The sequence below is a fragment of the Pseudomonas sp. NFACC16-2 genome (assembly GCF_900119205.1).
Classification (GTDB): Bacteria; Pseudomonadota; Gammaproteobacteria; order Pseudomonadales; family Pseudomonadaceae; genus Aquipseudomonas; species Aquipseudomonas fluorescens_Q.
This window is the reverse complement of record NZ_FPIX01000040.1, coordinates 21142-39812: the sequence shown is the minus strand read 5'-3', so window position 1 is coordinate 39812 and position 18671 is coordinate 21142. Positions and strand designations below refer to the sequence as shown.

The window sequence follows — 18671 nt, the reverse complement described above, 5'->3', positions numbered from 1 at the left end:
AAATAGGTTATTGGGACTACTTGTATTAATACGTATTATGTCGGGTAATCCCATTGTAAACGACCTGACGACACTTGCCATGCTCAAAACCCTCCCTTGCCCGCAGCCGCAAGCCGACGCCCTGACGGTCGATGACATCAGCTTCAGCTACCCCAACGGGCATCGGGTATTTTCCTCTTTCAGCCTGAACGCCAGGCCCGGCGAGTTCGTCGCGATCCTGGGGCCATCCGGCTGTGGGAAAACCACCTTGCTGAACCTGTTGTCAGGGTTCGTGCAACCGCAAAGTGGCCGCATCACCATCAACCAGACAGCGGTACGCCCGGAGCGCTCGGAGCTGGGTTATGTGTTCCAGGCGCCGCAATTGTTCCCCTGGTTGAGTGCCCTGGAAAACGTTCGCTTCGGTCTGCGGATGAGCGCCCAGACCGACGAAGCGCAGCAGCGCGCACAGGCATTGCAGTACCTGCGCCTGGTCGGTCTGGAGAGTGCGGCGCAGCGGCTGCCGCACCAGCTTTCCGGGGGCATGCAACAGCGCGTCTCCCTGGCCCGGACCCTGGCCTTGGAACCCAGCGTATTGCTGATGGATGAGCCGTTCGCCGCGCTCGATGCCATCAGTCGCAACAGCATGAACGAAGAGACGTTGCGCATCTGGGCCGAACTGGGCCAGACGGTGTTGTTCATTACCCACGACATCGACGAAGCGGTGTTCCTGGCCGATCGGGTCATCGTGCTCAACATCGCCCCCGGGGGCATTCACAGCGAGCTGGAGATCCACCTGCCGCGTCCCCGCAGCAACCTGAAAACCCGTCGCCTACCGGCGTTCCTCGATTACCGCAATGAGCTGATGACGCGCATTGCCCAGGTAATGGACGCCTGCGACACCACGGTTCACCCCACCCCTCGACTTGAGCTGACAGCATGATCAAACGTTCGCTGCTTGCCCTCACATTGTCTGCCGCCACGTTGGCAGGCAGCGCATTCGCCGTAGCGGGCGAGGCGAAACCCTTGCGCGTGGGTTATGTCTTCGCCATGGCCAACGCCCCGGCGCTGATCGCCGACAAACAAGGTTACTACCGCGAAGAAGGCTTGAACGTCGACCTCAAGGCCTTGGGCGATGGCCCGGTGATCCAGCAGGCACTGGCCGCCGGTGAACTGGACGTGGCCTATGTCGGCACCCCACCGGTGTACCAGTGGTTTTCCCGCGGGCTGCAAAGCCGGATCCTGGCGAAGGTCAATTACGGCCAGGCCGCGGTGATTGTCGACGCCAAGAGTCCGATCACCCAGCTGGAAGCGCTCAAGGGGAAAAAACTTGCCGGGGTCAAGAAGGGCAGTGGCATGGATGTGCTGCTGCGCGGTTATGTCCTGAAGGAAAAGGCCGGGCTCGATCCCGACAAGGACCTGGACATCATCGACATGCCGCCGGGCAACATGAACGCTGCCCTTGAACGTGGCATCGTCGACGCTGCGTTTTCCTGGGAACCCTTCGTCAGCCAGTCGGTGCTGCGCGGTTCGAGCCGGATCCTGCTGGACGTCAACCAGGCGCTGCCCCAGTACCCGTGGTACGTGGTGATCGCCTTGCCGAAAACCTTGCAGGAGCGACCGGATGATGTTGTGAAGCTGTTACGCGCCCATCGCAAGGCCATCGCGTTCCTCAACGAACATCCCGCCGAGTCGAACCGGCTCATTGCCGAGGCGTTCAAGCTGGAAGCGGTGCAAGGCCCGGACGGCAAGACCATCGCCCCCGAAGCCATTGTCGCCCAGGCACGGACCCGGTTGGGTTGGTCGGCGGACTTGCAGGCGGCGGACATCCAGTTCATCCAGCGCCTGATGGATTACTCCCACGACCTGGGTTTTATCGACACCACGCTCAAGACCGAACAGATCGTGGATACCTCCTACCTGGAAAAAGCCGCGCACTGAGTCCGTCATGTCCTTGCCAAAACCGAATTGGGGATGGGCGTCGCTGCCGTTCCTGTTGTTGATCTGGATCGCCCTGGCCAGCCGCTTTCCCACCTACATCCTGCCGCAGCCTTGGGACGTTGCCCGCGAGGCGCTGCGTTGGCTGGGTGACCGTTCGCTGTGGCAGCACCTGCAGGCCAGTGTGCTGGAAGAGCTGGGTGGTTTTTGCGCCGCGGTGATCGTTGCGCTCCTGCTGGGCACGGCCGCGGGCCTGTCCTCGCGCTTTCGCGATTTCATCTCGCCGCTCAACAGCCTGTTCATGGCTATTCCGCCAATCGCCTGGGCGCCGCTGATCATGATCATTTTCGGCCTGGGCTATGTCTCTATCGTGCTGGTGATTTTCATTGCCGCGATGTTCCCCATGGCGGTGACCATCCAGGAGGGCGTGCAGAGCATCCGCGGCGGTGAAGTTCGCGCGGCACGGACCTTGGGTGCCAACGCCTGGCAACTGTTGGCCCACGTCTATTTGCCGGCCTCGTTGCCGTTCGTGACCGCCGCCTTGCGCATCGGCTTCAGCCAGGGCTGGCGGGCGCTGGTGGCGGCGGAAATGATCGGCGCTTCCCGAGGCATCGGCTGGATGGTCGCCACGGGCGGACAGATCGGCAACAGCAGCCAGGTGCTGCTGGGCATTGTCGTGATCGGCTTGATTGCCTGGCTCATGGAAAGCTTTGTGTTCCGGCGCATCGAGCGTCACTACCAGCAATGGCGCGTGCAATAAGCATCGCTCCACGTATTCGAACCCTTCAGTGGACCACTGCACGAGGTGTCATGTGAGTAACGTTTTCGATCCCCGCGAAGCCGGGCATTACATCGCCCCACAAGGTCTGTATGAGCGCAACAAGAAACGTCCGTTCCTGGGCAGCGTCCACTGCGACCGTGACACGCTGGTCGCCGGGCAGTGGGATGAAATCACCCTGGTCTACGAGGTCGGTGGCAGCGGCCTGGCCGATGGCGCGTGGCTCAAGCTGGCCTTCAAGTTCTATTCCGACTGGGCCTTGTTCCAGACCTCGAACCCGGCCGGCCCCAACTATGTCAGCGCCGAATACCAGGCCGGTGAGCTGGTCCCCGGCCAGAGCCAGGCCACGGTGCAGCATTTGAAAGTGCGCTTCGACCAGAAGGGCCATGAACGGCCATTCCAGAAAGCGATCATCATCGACATCATCGACGGGTACCTGAACCCGGGCGATAAAGTCATCATTCGCCTGGGCGACCGACGCCAGGGCGGGGCGGGAACGCGGGTGCAGAGTTTCGTCGAGAAGGACTTCCGTTTCCGCCTGTTCATCGACCCGCTGGGCAGCTCGAAATTTGCCGAAGTGCCGGGCGATCCCTTGTTGGACATCGTGCCGGGACCGGCGCAGCGTGTGCAGCTGATCGTGCCTCGACTGGTCAGCGCCGGGGAAGCATTCGACGTCCTCGTGCGGGTGGACGATGCCTGGGGCAACACCTGCCGAAACCTGCCGCTCGAGGGGGTACTGACCCTGGTCGATCCGGAGGGCGGCGAGCGTCGGCAGCCGTTCACGCTGGCGTCCGAAGGTTGGGCGACGGCCCGGCTCGAGGCGCTTGACCTCGGCGCCGTGGGCGAGTGGCGTTTGTCCGCCAACGTGGCGGCGCCGTTTGTCGACGGGGCCGAGGCCTTCGTCACTGTCGACCCGGCCGGTACGGCGTTGCGCCCGCTCTATGCCGACTTGCATGTGCACTCCGATGACACGGTGGGCACCAACGACACGCTGTACAACCTCAGCTACGGTCGTGATGTCGCCGGGCTCGACGTCCTCGGCTACACCGCCAATGACTTCAATATCACCGAGCAACGCTGGGACCAGGCGGTCAAGCTGATCCACGAGCTCAATGAGTCGGGCCGATTCGTGTGTTATCCCGGAACCGAATGGTGCGGTAACTCTTGTGCGGGCGGCGACCGCAACGTCGTATTCCTGCATGACCGCAAACCCGAGTTCCCCTTCGACAATCAAGGACGACTGGTGCGCTCCTTCGAATGGAACGAGTTCACCGCCGGCACCATCAAGCCAGGCGCCTGGCCGGTGGACGAGTTGTACGCCGCCTATGCCAAGGACCCCGAAGGCCATCTGATGATGCCCCATGTCGGCGGACGCCGTTGCAACCTCGACTGGCATCACCCGGAACTCGAGCGGTTGATCGAGGTGGGTTCGGCCTGGGGCCAGTTCCATTGGGTCTACGCCGAAGCGCTGCAGCGTGGCTATCGGGTTGGCGCCGCGGCGAACAGCGATGAGCACCAGGGCCGCTGCGGTGGCGGCGTTCCGGCCACGGCGGTGTTCGGCTCCCGTGGCGGGTTGACGGGTGTGGTCGCCGAGGCTTTCGACCGCACCAGCGTCGGCAAGGCCTTGCGCGCCCGCCGTACCTTCGCCACGACCGGTGAGCGTTCGTTCGCCAGCCTGCGCCAGGGCAAGCACTTCATGGGTGAAGTCTTCACTGCCGATTCGAATGCTTCCCTGGACTATCGACTGCTGGGGGAGGCAGGGTGGGAGCAGGTCGATCTGTTCGACGGCGACCAGTTGATCTGGTCGCGCAACCTGCATCAGGAACTGGGTTTCTGCGCCCAACGCATTCGCCTGCGCCTGGGTGGCGCGCGGATCAAGGACCGCTATCGCGGCGCGTACTGGACTGGCGAAATCCGCATCACCGGCGCGGTCATCAATGGCTTTCGCGCCCTGGGCCTCGACCATCCCGAGCAGACCGTATGGCGCAAGGACGCCACGGTCCTGGCGTTTCGCACCGACACCAACGGCGATACCGACAGCATCGAAATCGACCTGTCGCAACTGGCCGGCGCCACACTGCAGATCCATAGCCGTATCGACAATTACATCAAGGTCGGCGACCCGTCCGAACCGCAACCTTACGTGCACGCACCGACCGTGGTGATGGAGCTGTCCGGCGATGAGTTGTTGGCGCAATCGCAAGTGGTCGAAGAGTTGCCGGGCGCGGAGTTGAAGCTGTCCCTGGAACGGATGACCGCTGCGGCGTTACCCCGTGAATTGCAGGGGTGCATCGAACTGGCCCGCCTGGGGCTTGACCCAGGGCGTGAACATCCCTTGTTCATCTGTGCCCGCCAGCGGGATCAGTCACGGGTCTGGACGTCCGCGCTGTTCCTGACCCTGTAGGCGCTGTCGAGTGCAACGAGGCTGCGATCTTTCCCCAGACACTTGAATCTCAGGTGAAAGATCAAAAGATCGCAGGCTTCGCCAGCGCCTACACAGCCCGGCGGGAGCTATCTCTGGTCACATTTGCGCAAAACCCCGACAGTCCCAGCAAGCCTGCGAAAGCCCGGCAGTCGCCGTTGCGAGAAAGTGAAACCGTCGATAACGACAGCGCCCAGGGGCGCCGGGCCGGTGAATGTCTCGTCGGCCCGCTCACGCAGGAGAGCGATCATGACCGATATCCAACGCAGTATTCCCCAGGAAGTCGAAGGCAAGGTTGCACTGGTCACCGGAGCCGCCAGTGGCATCGGCAAGGCCATCGCGTTGTTGCTGCACGCCCGCGGCGCCAAGGTGGTCGCGGAAGACATCAACCCCGCCGTCCATGAGCTGGCCCGCCCCGGGCTGGTGCCGCTGGAGGCCGACATCACCGAGGATGGCGCTGCCGAGCGCGCCGTCGGCCTGGCCGTCGAGCAGTTCGGCCGGCTGGACATCCTGGTCAACAATGCCGGGATCATCATCAACAAACGGGTGATCGACATGACGCGCCAGGACTGGGAGCGCATCCAGGCGGTCAACGCCACCGCGGCCTTCCTGCATTCACGCGAAGCGGTCAAGGCGATGATGCCGAACAAGTCGGGGGCCATCGTCAACATAGCGTCCTACGCGTCCTATTTTGCCTTCCCGACCATTGCCGCCTATACCGCCTCCAAGGGTGCCCTGGCACAACTGACGCGGACCCTGGCGCTGGAAGTCATCGAGGATGGTATTCGCGTCAATGCGGTCGGCGTTGGCGATGTGGTCACCAACATCCTTAATGACGTAGTCGAGGACGGCCCGGCGTTCCTTGCCCAGCATGGTGAAGCCGCGCCTATTGGCCGAGCCGCACAGCCGGAAGAAATTGCCGAGGTGGTTGCGTTCCTTGCGTCGGATCGTGCCAGCTTTATCGTCGGTTCGGTGGTCATGGCGGATGGTGGCATGACGGTCACTGCTGGCTGAGTCAAGAAAAACGGCGCTTATCCCAGGGTAAGCGCTAATGCCGATCAGTTAAGCCTCAAACCCGAGCTTTGCTCCCACAGGTTTTGTGTCATGTGATCCTTAACTGACTGGCATTAGGGTAAGCGCCGTTTTTTTGCCTTTGTCTTGAATGCTTGTTCAGAGTTGCACCCGACGAAGTCTGCCGTTTAACGGCACCACGCTTCCATCTGGCGTAGGCAGGGGCCGCCCGAGCAGCCCCATGCCTTCGCTGACCAGTACCGCGTCCGGTAACAGGCACAGGTTGGAAGGGGTGTCCAGGTCGCGGGCGAGCACCGTGACCTGGGCGGTTTGCAAGTCGCAGCTCAGCAGCCGCCCACTGAACCGGGTAAAGCCGCCATGCAGGGGGTCGCCGTTCCAGTCGGAAAGCAGCGGTTGTTGCAGGCGCTCGCAGAGTTCCAGCACCAGCAGTTGACCGTTGGGGCGCAGCGCCAGCCCGGTGGGCAGTTGCAGGCGGTGAATCAGGATGTCGATCCTGGCGCTGTCCGGCCAGACCCGGATCACCTGGCCGGCCTTCTCGGCAAAGTCGATGCCCTTGCGGCTCGGGTCGCCGTGCAGTTCACCCGAGAACAGGCTGATCAGCACGGCGTCTGTCGCCGGTTCGTACACCAGGGTCACGGGAACGGCTTCCTGGCCTTGATCCAGTTCGGGCAGTTGGGCCAGCACGCGCTCTTGCTGGCCGGTGACGAACTCCACCAACTGATTGGTATCGGGCTTGACGGCCAGCCAACTGCGGCGGGTCGGGTGGTAGCACAGCGCATTCAGGTTGCCACGGCTATGGAACACCGGCTCGGGCGGTGTGAATTGCAGGTCCAGCAGTTTGGAGCCCGCGACATAATCGGTCTGGCTGACCAGGCAGCGTCCGTCACCGCAGGCGATGTCCGACACCCCCATGATTTCATCACGCAGCATGCGCGCCTGCATGTTCATGGCGCGAAACCCTTGCGCCAATGTTTCGCGGGGCAGGTAGGTGCCGGGTCGCTGCGGATCCGGTCGCAATCGACTGATACGGCCGCTGAAGGGTTGGTCGGGCAACCCCGAGCCTGCTTCGGTCAGCAGCAGGCTGCCATCGGCTTGCAGGCAGAGGCCGCGAGGGTTCAGCAGGTCCTCGGCGACCAGGGTGCTGGGGCGCAGGCTTTCCCCGGGGTGCGCGGGGATCTGAAGGGGAACGGGCATAGGCTTTCTCCGTGAATGAGCAGGGGATACGGTCATTGCGGCGGCTGCCACGGTTCACCGGTGAGATAGGCCCGCAGCAACGCCCGTTGGCAGGGCGACATCGAGCGCACCACGGGCATGAACAGCGTGGTGCCTTTGTAGGCGTCCGAGGTGCGGGCGAGGATGGGGTTCTTGGCGCCCATGACGGCGTCGGGCTGATTCAGCGGGATATAGCGCGACATGGCGGGGAAGGCCAGGTAGTGAAAGCGCAGCACGTTGGGGTACATCAGCGGCCAGGTGATGGGGGTGCCCTGGGGAATGCCGAAGTCGGTCTGGGCGTATTTGCGAAAGTTGGTGAAGTAGGCACTGCTGTCGAGGCCATTGGCCGTGCAGGTCAGGGCGACGAAACCGGCCTGGGCGGCGCTGCCCGGTTTGACGGTGACGGGGAAGCTCACTGAAAGCTGGCCGGCGTTGACCGTCAGCGAGTCAGGGTAGTCGAGGAAGTCCCAGTACTGCGGCTCTTTGTACGTGGGAGGATCCGCTGCCGGGATCGCCTGCAGGCCAATTTCGGTGGTGCTGGGCACCGCCCCGCCCAGGTATCTGACCTGAAGGGTGATCGACAGGCCGTTGGGGTAGTCCTCCAGGTAGACGTTGCGCTGGTCGGCATAGATCCGATAGGTCGACTCGGTGGCCTGCAACGTGGTACCGGCGACCTTGCCCGGTGCGTTGATCGCCAAGGCAGAGGTCCGTACTGCCTGTAGCTGGTTGGCGGTCAGGGGCAGGTCGACGATGCCGCCATACACGTAGTAATCCAATAAAAACCGACTGGTCGGCTCCAGGGCCATCAGGGTGGTGGTGCCGGCGCTGATGGTCACGGTCCCGTAATCGGCGTTGGGGCCGATCGGGCTGGTGATGTCGTCCCTGACGGCCCGGAAGGTTTCCTTCGGAATGACGTTCACCATGTCGATGCTCAAGTAACCGGTGTTGTCCAGGTCGGCATAACCGGCATTGCCGGTACTCTGGTTGACCAGTTGCCGGCCCGGCTGGCAGTTCAGCGGCTCGTCGGCGAAGGCCGGGGCCAGTGTGCCGATGACCCGGCCGATGCTCGGGTTGGGCGTGTACCGACCGGCGGCATAGTCGGCGTCCAGTTGTTCGGTGGTCATCGTGGGGCACATTTCGAACATAACGAAACGCAGGACGATGCCCGTGGCGCCCGGTGCCTGAATGATCGAGCGCAGGCCGCTGCTGTTCTGGTTCCAGCTGACAATGCTGCTCAAGGGGAAGGTCAGTTGAAACGTGCCGCTGGCGTGGAAAGAGCCCGGCGCGTCCATTTTTTTTGGCAGCAGCACACGTCCTGCCACGTCGAAGCTGCTGCACACGGTGTTGCTGCGGATCAGCAATTGGATGTTGTCGTTGCCACCGATTTGCAGGCCGCCGACGAAGATTTGGGTGGTCGTCGAGGAGGTGGGGTCCAGGTCCACCATCATCGGTCCGGAAACGGGCCCCTGGCCGGTCACCGGGTCCACCGAACCGAGCAGGTAGACGGGCTGGCCCACCAGGTCGCCGGTGGTGTTGATGCTGCCGGGAATGCCCTGGGAGCTGATCAGGGCGTTCTGCATGTCGACGACATGCTGCCCATAGTGATTCCAGCCCCCGGCGGTGTAGTAGTTGCCGGTGGGGGCATTGATCATGTTGTTCAACTGGTCGTCGGTGTAGGACTCGGCGCTCGGTGCCAGGGTCGAAGTGGTCAGGTCGAAGAGCGGCCAGTCGTCGTTGCCGTCGTAGGGAATGGTCGGGGAGTTGTTCGGCAGGCTGACGTCCGTGCGGATACCGCCCCAGAAATTCAGCCGTGGTCCGTTCAGGATGCTCATGAGTTATTCCTCGTCCTTGATGGTTTTGCCGACAGGCGAATTGGCGAATTTGAACAGGTAGGAGTAGTCGGATTTGTAGGGGCTCTTGACCGGTGTCGCCATGGAGTGGCAGTTCATGCAACTGCTGTTGGGTTGGATGTAGCTTTCCATGGTCACGTTGGCCGAAAGGGCGGGGGTCGGCTGGCCCAGTGGATTACTGGGGTTGTCCGGCATCAGCGGGCGCTGGGTGGTGATGAGTTGGTAGTACTTCAGCACGCTGCGTTGCAGGTCTGGGTCGCTGCGGTAACGGGCGTTGACCTCGTTGGTGATCTCGGCGATCGGGGTGTACCGGTTCAACGGGTTCGGGGTCTGGAAGGTGGTGCCAGGCTTGGGCACGCAGACCAGGTGCGCGCCCTGGGTCTGCCAGTCGCAGGGTGACTGGTTGAGCGTGGCTGCCGGGGCGCTGGGGTTGAAGTAGGAATAGGCCGTTCCGGAGGCCGGCTGGTCGACCCATACACCGTTCACCAGGGTTTTGGGTGGAACGTTGTCGATCTGCTCGAAGGTCGACCAGATCCACTGCGGATAGCCGTTCACCTTGGTGATGACGTGCAGCCCCACCAGGCCCAGGTAGGCCTCGGTGACGCCGGTGCGCTGGCCTTGGTCGTCGAACGTGGCCACGCGCGCAAGCATGGTCAGGTAGCGGCTGGCATTGTCATGGGGGGTGAGGATGCGCCAGCTCGATTTGACCTCGATGACCCCATAGGGAAAGTTGATGTTGTTGGCTTTGGAAACCACATCGGCGTTATAGAACTGGTTGGCGACGATGTAGTTGTAGGAGGTCTCGTTGGCCGAGATGTCGTAGTAGGTCGGGTTGCCGGCCTGGTCGATCAGCCAGCCGCCGACGGCCTGGTCGACGGCATTCACCTGGGAGCTGTTCTTCAGCGCGGCGATGTTGATGATACCCAGGCTCTTGGCAAGCTGCGGGGTGTTCCAGGGGCCTGGATCGGCCCCCCGTGGCAGGAAGGTTTCTTCCACGGTCTTGTAGGTCTGCCAGACGGTGTAGCCAGGGTCTCCCGGTTGTTTGCTGCAGTCGGGATCACCGCGCTGCCCCGCCTGGGCGGGCCAGTTCACGGCGATGAACAACTGCCAGCTGTATTGATCGAACAGGTCCTGGCTGGCGTTGGCCGCTGGCGCCGTGCTGGGGGGCTGGCAATTCAGGTTCGAGGCCTGCGTCCGTGGCATGGCTTGTTCCTGGGATTGTTCCAGGGCCAGGGCCGGAAGACTGGCCAGACCCAGTAGTACCAGGGTGAAACGGAGTGAAGTGTTCATGGCGATCCTTCGTCATTGGTCAGGGTTTGCGCTGCATGAGCTTGTTCCACTGCGCCTTTTGCCCGTTGCTCTGTGAAGCCGGTGGTTCGAACAACTGGCAGGGCGGTGGATTCGCCGGGCACATCGCGGCCACTTGCGCCCAGGTCTGGGCAGGGTCCGGTCTGGCGATGCGGAAGTTGGTGTAGTTCTGGCTGACGATGGGGGCATTGGCGACACTGGTGTCACCGGAGAAAAAGAACGATTGAGGCTGCCGGTAGGGTGGTTGCCCCGACATCTTTTTGTAGAAGGCATAACCGAACAGGATCGGACCTTGCGGCGAATCCAGGTCCAGGGCGTAGGCCTGCACGCTGCCATCCAGGTTTTTGCTGCGCTCGGCGCTGTAGGGCAGGTGCTGGATGAAGTCTTGCCGCGGCGGATGATTCATCGGCGAGAACATGCAGCAGGCCGGCATGTCCTTGGGGCGATCCTGCGGGTAGGTCAGGAAGTATGCCTTGTTGCCCAGGGACACGAAGGAGCAGGTGTAGTTGTTGTTCTTGATCGGAAAGATCGGCAGGCAGTACTTCTCATAGTGCTCCATCATCGCCCCGAAGCCGTCGCCATCGGCCGGGATATAGGCCGTGTCGTAATAGCTGGTCCCGCGAGAGACGGTGTAGTCCGCCGGGGTCAGGGTGGAAGGGGGATTGCTGTAGGGCGGCGGGTTTTTTTCGTAGTTGTGCATCACCCGGTACATGGTCCAATCGCTGATCCAGAACGCCGGGAAAAACGGATCGGAAGGGTCGCCTGGGGCACGTTTGGCGATGCAGTTGCCGTTCTGTTCGTTGCACCCTTCGGTGTTATGCACGCCCATGGTGAAGTAGACGGCACCGCTGTCCTGGGCGAACAGTGGTGGGCTGAACAGCAGGATCAACAGCAATAGGCGGGTCAAGATACTGGTTTTCATAGGTCATTCCTTTGAAAAGTACCGAGTGTCACTGTGGGAGCGAGCTTGCTCGCGATGGCGTCGACACAGCCAGCGTCAATGCAAACTGACCCGACATCATCGCGAGCAAGCTCGCTCCCACAGTGGTTTATCCTCCTTGGATAACAGCGTTACGGTCAGAGGTTGTCGTAATCGCTCATCTTGAGTTCTTGTGGCGGATAGTTGCGCTTCACCAGTTTCTGGGCCCACAGCTCCAATACCGCACGGCGGCTCTGGGACATGTCACGGGTGATGGGCATCGCGAGCGTGCTTTCTTCCTGGTAGGGCTTGCTGATCAGCACAATCAACTGGTCGATGGCGCCTTCGACGCGCGCCTGGGAGTTGAGCGGCATGTACTTGTTCATGATGGGGTACAGGTAATAGAAGGTCTGCAGGATGCGTGGGTAGAGGAAACCCTCCCACAGCTGCTTTGCGGCGTTCTGATCCTTGTAGACGGTGTTCCAGTAGTTGATGAAGTCCTGTTGCAGTTGCACGTCCAAGGGCAGGACGCGGAGCGGGGCGAGGAAGTCGATGTAGGCTTGGGGCAGCGGGAAGCTGAAGGGGATGACCGGATCGCTGTCGCCATCCTTGACGAAAAAACGCAAGGTCGGGAAGCCGGGGGCGACAGCCCTGAAGCTCACCTGGGCGATGCCGTTGGCGTCGGTGGTAGTGGTGACATAAGAGTAATCCACCGCAGTGGCGTGGACGTCGTCGCTCAGGGTTCCGGTGGCGTAGACGCCGGCATCGAATGCCAGGCAAGGGTGCAAGTCGATCGTGACCGGTTTGCCGTCGCCCTGCAGGAATTGCTGATAACCGATCGGGTTTCCACTGGACTGATCCGTATTCTGCAGCGCGGTCAGTCGGCGGCCGCTGCCTTTGGCCAGATAGTTTTGTACGGGCGGCGCATTATTGAAGTTCGGCAGATTGGCCTTGTTCAGGTTGGGGTCCTCTGGGTGGTCGAAGAACAGCGTGAAATTGGCCGCGTTGCTGGAGGCCAGGTAGTAGTCGCTGGTGGTCACCATGTAAGGGTTGCCATATTCCGCCACCCACAGCGTGGTATTGGCCGCCGGCTGACCATTTTTCTGCACCATGATGGTCAGTGTCTTATGGTCACCCACGTCAATGAAACTGCCGCTCTCCACCACTTCGGCGGTCCAGGTTTGCTGGGTGGCGGCGATCACGGGGGTCGGGGCGGCCGTAGCCTTGAGTCGCAGCTCCAATGGATGACCTGGTTGTAGTTTCGTCAGGTCCGCGTCGCTGAGCGGGAAGTCTTGCAGGCCGGAGCGTTTGTCGAAGGCTGCCTGGTTATACCGGTCGAAACCCAAGTCCACTACCGGCGTGAATTGATCACCCTCGCGTACACCCAGTTGATAGTCGCCGGCCTGGAATTTTTCGGCGGTCAGGATGGGGGCATTGGGCTCTACCGGATAGAACGGGAACGTGTTGGCCAGATCCAGCGACAGGGTGTTGCCGGTAATCTGCACCGAAGTCACGCCCAGTGTGGCGTTTTGGGGAGTTCCACTGGGTTGAACAACAGATACGGCCTGCGCGGGCACCAGGCGCAGGCCGGCGGGCGCGGTCGGGTATTCGTCGGCGAACCAGAGGCCCAGGGTCGCGGCGGTGCGGCTGTAGGCGGGATTGAAGAAAATACCGGAAACGTTGTCCAGTCCCTTCTGATACATCGCTTGCAGACGAGCCGTATCCGAGGGGGCATTGGAACGGGTGTTGACGTACGGGAAGTCGTTGAAAACACCGTTCCTGTCGTAGCAGGTCAGGTAGGTGGAGAACCTGAACATCAGGCCCTTTGCCCCTTGCAGCTTCATCTGCTGCTGCAGGTTACTCAGCAGCGCCGAATCGCCGATGACCCATTCCAGGTTCTCCTGGGGAAAGCAGGTCTGCCAGGTGGTGGTGACATACACCAGGCCACCGAAGGCGCCCCAATTGAAATTGAGGAAGCGATCCATCATCCGATACTGGCGATTGAGGGTCAGGCCACACGTGGCATCCCCCAGCATCAGCTTGTCGAAATACAACGCGGTGAAGGTGTTCTGCCACGGGCTGACGTCCACGAAGCGCGCGGCAGTCGGAGCGTTGCTGCCAAAGGGATTGCCGAGCAATTGGTAGTCCCTGCCAACCAGCGCATCCTCGGTGATGTAGGTGTCGGCCTGCAGCTCGCCGCCAATGATCGTTGAGCGAGTCCCTTTGTAGCTCACCGTGCCGCAGGCATTGTCGCCAAACAGATCCCATTCGGCGGGCATGTATGGGTAGGTTTTCGGGTTGGCATTGGTCGGTACCTGCAGCATATAGGGCGGCAGCTCCGCCATTGTCAGGGGCTTGATGGCCCAGGGCATCAGTAGGGTGGGGGCGTTCTTGGCGTTGATGTCGAAGTGGCTCATGAACGGCCAGTTGATGTCCGCGTTTACCGCGTCATACAGCGGATACACGTCGTTGTTGTTGGCCGTTGGCGGGTTCCAGAACATATGGCCGTTGAGGTAGATACGGGGGAAATTCAATACGCTCATGTCATGCTCCTTAGCGTTGCCACTGGGCGCGTTTCAGCGACCAGACAAAGTCCAGTTTTTTGTAGCCATCGAATGCCGAGGGCGGCAGCGGGGTGGTGGGGTAGACGATGCCGCCCCCGTGGTTCAGAGCGAAATTGAAGTAGCCTTTGTCGTTCGAATAGGCGGCGGTGCCGTGGCAGGCCAGGCAGGACGAGGTGTTCTGGAACGCCGATTCCAGTTGTGAGTTGGCCAGTACCTGGGTGATGGGTTGGAACTCGACCCCGATCAACTCGTACTTCGACAGGTTCCGGTTATTGGCCTGGAAGCTGGCATTCACCGGCTTGGCGGCCGGAGTCGGCCCCGTGGTGTTGGTCATCGGCGCAGGCGGGGCGGCATTGGTGACGGTGTATTTACTGTTGTTGATGTTTTCGAAGGTGGTCCAGACCCAGTCGGCATTCAGTTTGTTGACGACATGCAGACCGCTCAATGCCACATAGCCGACCTGGTAAGTACCGTCGTCCTGCTGGTAGTAGGCCTGGGCAATGTAGTAGCCGTCGTTTACCAGGGTTTGTCGGTAGGTCGTGTCTGTGCCGATCCACAGCCACGCGGCTTTCAACTCCCAGGCGGTGGGAGGGAAGTTCAGGTCCTCGGCCAGGGCGGCCTGGCCATTCACGTTGTAGACCTGCTTCTTCACGATGTAATCGAACGTGTCCTTGCCCATCAGCAACTGAAAGCGTACGGGGTGGCCTTGTTGGGCATCGGGCACGGCACCACCCATTTGCAGGATCAGGCCATCGACCTGTTGGGTGGCATTGATGTTATGGAAGGACCGGGACAAGTCCATGCCTTGTGCCTTGGCTTGCGTCACCACCGCGGCCGGGAGCGGCGCGGAGCTGTCATAGGTGCCCGGTGGAGCGCCGTTGGGCAGGTAGACCTGGTCCGAGGGCTTCATCGTCTCCCACACGAGATTGCTGCTTTGCGCGGTACTGGGTTGGTTCAAGCAGACGAACCAGTTCCAGGCCATGGTCTCGGGACTCTGGGCAAACGCGGTCCGAGTCTGGTTGATGTCTGTTCCAAATTGCAGGAAGTTGCTGCAATCGAAATTGTGGGTGTCCTGTGCCTGGGCCAAACCGGCCAGGGCACTTAGAACAGTGATGGAAATGGCTCGCCGCATGGAAGCTCCTTGGCATTCGCCGTATCGGCATGAGGGTGCCCCCGGAAGTGTTCCAGGAGCAGTTGCTTCACCGCCGTGGCCGCAAGGTGCTGTGGCAACGACAGATCACAATTGGTGATGAGCAGCGGGCCGGTCTTCTCGCTCGTGGGCAGCCGTCCGTGGCTGCCGCGGACCAGGCGGGTGTCCAGCGGAATCAGGTCCATGTAGTAGCGAAAGCCGAGCTTTTTCTGGAGCAGGCGGCGCGCCACTTTAAATGTCGGGAAGCGAATGGCCGGGTCGATGAACAGCTCGAGCGGGTCATAGCCTGGCTTGCGATGGATGTCCACGGTGCGGGCAAAGTCGGGAGCCTTGCGCTCGTCGAACCAGTAGTAGTAATCGAACCAGTAACCGGGCGCGGCCACGGCCACCAGTTCGCCGCTGCGGGGATGATCCAGTTGCCAGGCCCGTTGTTCGGTTTTATCCAGCACCTGCTCGATGCCGGCCTGGCGTTGCAACAGCGCCTTGACGCGGGGGATGTCGCACGCCTGCTTCACGTAGATGTGCGCGACCTGATGATCGGCCACGGCAAACGCTGCACTGGCACCGGGATCGAGCAACTCCCAGGTCAGTGATTGGCGGACCTGCAACAAGCCCTCGGCACGTAACAACCGGTTGATGGAAACGGATTGGGTGACGGCTTCGATCCCGTATTCGGACAGCAGCATCACTGCCGCGCCTTGTGCTTGGGCAAAGTCCAGCAGACGCCCGACTTCGCTGTCGATGGCCCGTACCTCGTCGGCAATCGCCGGGTGATCGGGCCCCAGGCGTTGCAGGCTGTAGTCGAGGTGGGGCAGGTAGATCAATTGCAGGTCGGGGCGGTTGAGCTGGAATTCGGCGATGGCGCAGTCGACGATCCAGCGGCTCGACGCGATGCCGGCCGCCGGTCCCCAGAAACTCGGAAAGGGAAACTCGCCGATCTGCTGTTCGATACGTTCATGCAACGAGGCCGGCGCCGAATACAGGCCGAACAGCTTGCGACCATCGGCCGGGTAGTGGGGCCGAGGGGTAATGGCGGCGTCCACGTCGGCATACATGTTGTACCACCAGAACAACTGGCTGCAGCGAAACCCGGGGTACAGACGCTTGAGTGTCTGCCAGACCTTTTCCCCCTGGATCAGTGCATTGGGTTGCAGCCAGAAACGCACTTCGGCCTGATCGCGAAAATACCAGCCGTTGCCGACGATGCCGTGTTCCGACGCTGGTTGTCCGGTGAGGATCGAGGCCTGCACGGTCGAGGTGACCGCCGGGAACACTGGCTGCAGCGTGGCCATCTTGGCCGTTTTCAACAGGGCATTGATGCAGGGCGTCGCGGCACCCAACAGCGCGGGCGTCAGGCCGACCACGTTGATCAGCAGCAGCGGCTGGCGCGCAGGATCAGAGCGCATGGGCGTGGGCCTCCAGTGCTTGAGGTTGCAGCAAGCGGCGTTGTTGCAATTGATCCTCGACCCAACGCAACTCCGCCGCGATGCCCTGGAGTTGGGCATGCTCGGTCGTGGGCCGCAATTGGCTGGGCAGGACGCCCCAGCTGTAGGTTTCCACTTCCAGTACGGGGCGAAAATCCCCATGGTCGGCCAAAAAGTCGAAAGTCTGCGACAGGGCAAGCTGGCTGCCGCTGAGTTCGGGCAGCAGCAACTGCTCGCTGAACAGCGGAATGTGGAAGTGAATCCTCAGCTCGGGATGAGAGATGCGGTTCTGCTCACAATCGTCCAGGGCCGCGGGGAGGTCGGCCCAGGCCGATAACCGATCGTGTCCATCGCGGGCCTTCACTTGATGCAGGTAGGTGGGCTCGGCAAAACCGCTCAATGTCTTGAGCACCTGTTCGCGCCGGTGTTCGTCCTCAGGCAGGCGACAAATCAGTGCATTGGATAACTGGATCTTGCCGATGGGGACCCGGGCCCGACGCAATCGGTCCAGTGATTGATAGCAGTCTTCGAACATCACGGCCTGGTGGCAAACGTCAAAGCACAGCGCCAGGTGTTCATGGTGCGGATCCGTGGCTTGCCAGTGGCGGAAGAAGGCGATGGCCTGGTCGGTGTTTTCCAGCACGCAATCGGGCTCCATCTCCAGGCAGACCACGATCTTCTTGCCCGTCTCCCGTTGCAGCCGGGCCAGCCCGGCAGTGAGCTCGCGCAGTTGCTGCTCGGCACGTTGCTGTAGCGTCGGGCTCCAGTGGGCGGCATAGCCCAGCGGCAGGCTGGAGATCACCCCCTGGGCACAGTCCGCTGGCAGGGCCTGGGCGAGAAGTCGAGCCAGGTCCAGGCTGTACGCCAGCCGCTGCGGATCGGCCCAGCTGGGCAGGTAGACGTCGGCTTTCACCGCGCCTTGGTGAAATTGGCCGTAGGGAAACCCATTGAGCGAGGTCAGGCGTAGCCCGCTGCGTCGCAGCAGGTCGAGGAAATCCGCACGGGTCGGCGCGTGTTGGAGTTCGGCGGCGGCGAGGGCGCTGATCCACAATCCACTGTCCTGCGTGTCGAGCCCGCGCAGTGTGCGTACGGTCTGGAAATGCCGTTCGACGCAAGCGCGTAGCCCGCCCAGGTCATGGGTCGGGTGCACGTTGCTGCAATAGCCGATCTGCGTGGCCGTCCAACCCGTGCGGGCGCTCATTTGATCACCGGTTCCTGGCCCCGCAGGGCGGAGTTGTCCTGCCATTGCCGCCGCTGATCGATGGGCAGGGGCGTGCTGACCAGGGCTTTGTCCAACTGGCCGCTCTGGGCAAAAAAGTCCACCGGGTTGTGGAACAGCACTTGTTCGACCTGGGCTTCACTGAAGCCTGCGGCCAACATTGCCTGGCCGGTCTTGGGCACCTTGAGCGGGTCGCTGATGCCCCAGTCGGCGGCGCTGTTGACCACCATTTTTTCCGTGCCGTACTGCTGCAGCAGCGCGACCATGCGTTGTTCCGACATCTTGGTGTTGGGGTAGATGGAGTGGCCGCGCCAGCAGTCGCTGTCCAGCACCAGGGGCAGGGTCAGTTCGTTGAGGTGGTCAATGATCACCAGGTGTTCGGCGATGCCGACCTCGCGGATGACGGCGAGCGTGCGTTTGGTGCCACCTATCTTGTCGCGGTGCGGGGTGTGCACCAGCACCGGCAGATTGAATTGCTTGGCCAGCTCCAATTGCGCGGCGAGGAAGCGATCTTCTTCCGGGGTAATGTCGTCGTAGCCGATTTCACCCACCGCCACCACGCCGTCTTTCACCAGGTAGCGCGGCAGAATCTCCAGCACCTCATTGGCCACCGACAGGTCATTGGCCTCCTTGGGGTTCAGGCCAATGGTGCAGAAGTGATGGATGCCAAACATGCTGGCGCGAAAACGCTCCCAGCCCAACAACGTGTCGAAGTAGTCGATGAAACTGCCGACGCTGGTCCTGGCCTGGCCCTGCCAGAAGGCCGGCTCGATCACCCCGGTGATGCCGGCGGCCGCCATGTTCTGGTAATCGTCGGTGGTGCGGCTGACCATGTGGATATGCGGGTCAAAGTACTTGGGCATGGTGAATCCTCGTCAA

14 protein-coding genes are annotated in these 18671 nt (G+C 61.8%); 5 read left to right on the top strand and 9 right to left on the bottom strand.

Annotation, left to right across the window (positions count from 1 at the left end):
• The first annotated feature begins 79 nt into the window (after nt 1–79).
• From BT116_RS24410 to BT116_RS24390, 5 genes are all read left to right on the top strand, one after another.
• The gene (locus BT116_RS24410) at nt 80–919 is read left to right on the top strand and encodes an ABC transporter ATP-binding protein (RefSeq protein WP_072347759.1); all 840 of its coding nucleotides are present in this window, start codon (nt 80–82) and stop codon (nt 917–919) included.
• Nucleotides 916–1917 carry an ABC transporter substrate-binding protein gene (locus BT116_RS24405; protein WP_072347757.1) on the top strand — a complete coding sequence of 334 codons (1002 nt, stop codon included), beginning with the start codon at nt 916–918 and terminating at the stop codon, nt 1915–1917. The genes BT116_RS24410 and BT116_RS24405 overlap by 4 nt, the downstream gene beginning before the upstream one ends.
• A 7-nt stretch (nt 1918–1924) precedes the next feature.
• Nucleotides 1925–2674, top strand: a complete 750-nt coding sequence (locus BT116_RS24400; protein WP_060741800.1) for an ABC transporter permease — start codon at nt 1925–1927, stop codon at nt 2672–2674.
• 52 nt (nt 2675–2726) lie between these two features.
• A complete protein-coding gene (locus BT116_RS24395) occupies nt 2727–5096 on the top strand; it encodes a hypothetical protein (protein ID WP_072347755.1) in 2370 nt (789 codons plus the stop codon).
• Nucleotides 5097–5363: 267 nt separating this feature from the next.
• The gene (locus tag BT116_RS24390; RefSeq protein ID WP_072347752.1) at nt 5364–6128 is read left to right on the top strand and encodes an SDR family NAD(P)-dependent oxidoreductase; all 765 of its coding nucleotides are present in this window, start codon (nt 5364–5366) and stop codon (nt 6126–6128) included.
• 156 nt (nt 6129–6284) lie between these two features.
• Here BT116_RS24390 and BT116_RS24385 read toward each other — a convergent pair whose 3' ends face one another.
• The 9 genes from BT116_RS24385 to BT116_RS24345 form a co-directional block, all read right to left on the bottom strand.
• Nucleotides 6285–7340 (bottom strand): hypothetical protein, encoded by a 1056-nt coding sequence (locus BT116_RS24385; RefSeq protein WP_072347750.1) that lies wholly within the window; start codon nt 7338–7340, stop codon nt 6285–6287.
• A gap of 32 nt (nt 7341–7372) precedes the next feature.
• Nucleotides 7373–9190: a hypothetical protein gene (locus tag BT116_RS24380; RefSeq protein WP_072347748.1), complete on the bottom strand. Its 1818-nt coding sequence runs from the start codon at nt 9188–9190 to the stop codon at nt 7373–7375.
• A 3-nt stretch (nt 9191–9193) separates the two neighbouring features.
• Nucleotides 9194–10498, bottom strand: a complete 1305-nt coding sequence (locus BT116_RS24375) for a hypothetical protein (protein ID WP_072347746.1) — start codon at nt 10496–10498, stop codon at nt 9194–9196.
• Between the two features lie 19 nt (nt 10499–10517).
• Nucleotides 10518–11438 (bottom strand): hypothetical protein, encoded by a 921-nt coding sequence (locus tag BT116_RS24370; protein ID WP_072347744.1) that lies wholly within the window; start codon nt 11436–11438, stop codon nt 10518–10520.
• 155 nt (nt 11439–11593) lie between these two features.
• A complete protein-coding gene (locus tag BT116_RS24365; RefSeq protein ID WP_072347742.1) occupies nt 11594–13978 on the bottom strand; it encodes a hypothetical protein in 2385 nt (794 codons plus the stop codon).
• Nucleotides 13979–13988: 10 nt separating this feature from the next.
• The gene (locus tag BT116_RS24360) at nt 13989–15131 is read right to left on the bottom strand and encodes a hypothetical protein (protein WP_072347740.1); all 1143 of its coding nucleotides are present in this window, start codon (nt 15129–15131) and stop codon (nt 13989–13991) included.
• A complete protein-coding gene (locus BT116_RS24355; RefSeq protein ID WP_072347738.1) occupies nt 15101–16555 on the bottom strand; it encodes an alkaline phosphatase family protein in 1455 nt (484 codons plus the stop codon). The genes BT116_RS24360 and BT116_RS24355 overlap by 31 nt, the downstream gene beginning before the upstream one ends.
• Nucleotides 16545–17774, bottom strand: a complete 1230-nt coding sequence (eboE, locus tag BT116_RS24350) for a metabolite traffic protein EboE (RefSeq protein ID WP_072347736.1) — start codon at nt 17772–17774, stop codon at nt 16545–16547. The genes BT116_RS24355 and eboE overlap by 11 nt, the downstream gene beginning before the upstream one ends.
• Nucleotides 17771–18655: a TatD family hydrolase gene (locus BT116_RS24345; RefSeq protein WP_058545409.1), complete on the bottom strand. Its 885-nt coding sequence runs from the start codon at nt 18653–18655 to the stop codon at nt 17771–17773. Before BT116_RS24345 ends, eboE begins: the two co-directional genes overlap by 4 nt.
• Nucleotides 18656–18671: the final 16 nt, after the last annotated feature.

Excerpts from the sequence above, each read along its gene's own strand:
- BT116_RS24410 (WP_072347759.1), top strand. The coding sequence starts at position 80 with ATGCTCAAAACCCTCCCTTGCCCGCAGCCGCAAGCCGACGCCCTGACG.
- BT116_RS24405 (WP_072347757.1), top strand. The coding sequence starts at position 916 with ATGATCAAACGTTCGCTGCTTGCCCTCACATTGTCTGCCGCCACGTTG.
- BT116_RS24400 (WP_060741800.1), top strand. The coding sequence starts at position 1,925 with ATGTCCTTGCCAAAACCGAATTGGGGATGGGCGTCGCTGCCGTTCCTG.
- BT116_RS24390 (WP_072347752.1), top strand. The coding sequence starts at position 5,364 with ATGACCGATATCCAACGCAGTATTCCCCAGGAAGTCGAAGGCAAGGTT.
- BT116_RS24385 (WP_072347750.1), bottom strand. The coding sequence starts at position 7,340 with ATGCCCGTTCCCCTTCAGATCCCCGCGCACCCCGGGGAAAGCCTGCGC.
- BT116_RS24380 (WP_072347748.1), bottom strand. The coding sequence starts at position 9,190 with ATGAGCATCCTGAACGGACCACGGCTGAATTTCTGGGGCGGTATCCGC.
- BT116_RS24375 (WP_072347746.1), bottom strand. The coding sequence starts at position 10,498 with ATGAACACTTCACTCCGTTTCACCCTGGTACTACTGGGTCTGGCCAGT.
- BT116_RS24370 (WP_072347744.1), bottom strand. The coding sequence starts at position 11,438 with ATGAAAACCAGTATCTTGACCCGCCTATTGCTGTTGATCCTGCTGTTC.
- BT116_RS24365 (WP_072347742.1), bottom strand. The coding sequence starts at position 13,978 with ATGAGCGTATTGAATTTCCCCCGTATCTACCTCAACGGCCATATGTTC.
- BT116_RS24360 (WP_072347740.1), bottom strand. The coding sequence starts at position 15,131 with ATGCGGCGAGCCATTTCCATCACTGTTCTAAGTGCCCTGGCCGGTTTG.
- BT116_RS24355 (WP_072347738.1), bottom strand. The coding sequence starts at position 16,555 with ATGCGCTCTGATCCTGCGCGCCAGCCGCTGCTGCTGATCAACGTGGTC.
- eboE (WP_072347736.1), bottom strand. The coding sequence starts at position 17,774 with ATGAGCGCCCGCACGGGTTGGACGGCCACGCAGATCGGCTATTGCAGC.
- BT116_RS24345 (WP_058545409.1), bottom strand. The coding sequence starts at position 18,655 with ATGCCCAAGTACTTTGACCCGCATATCCACATGGTCAGCCGCACCACC.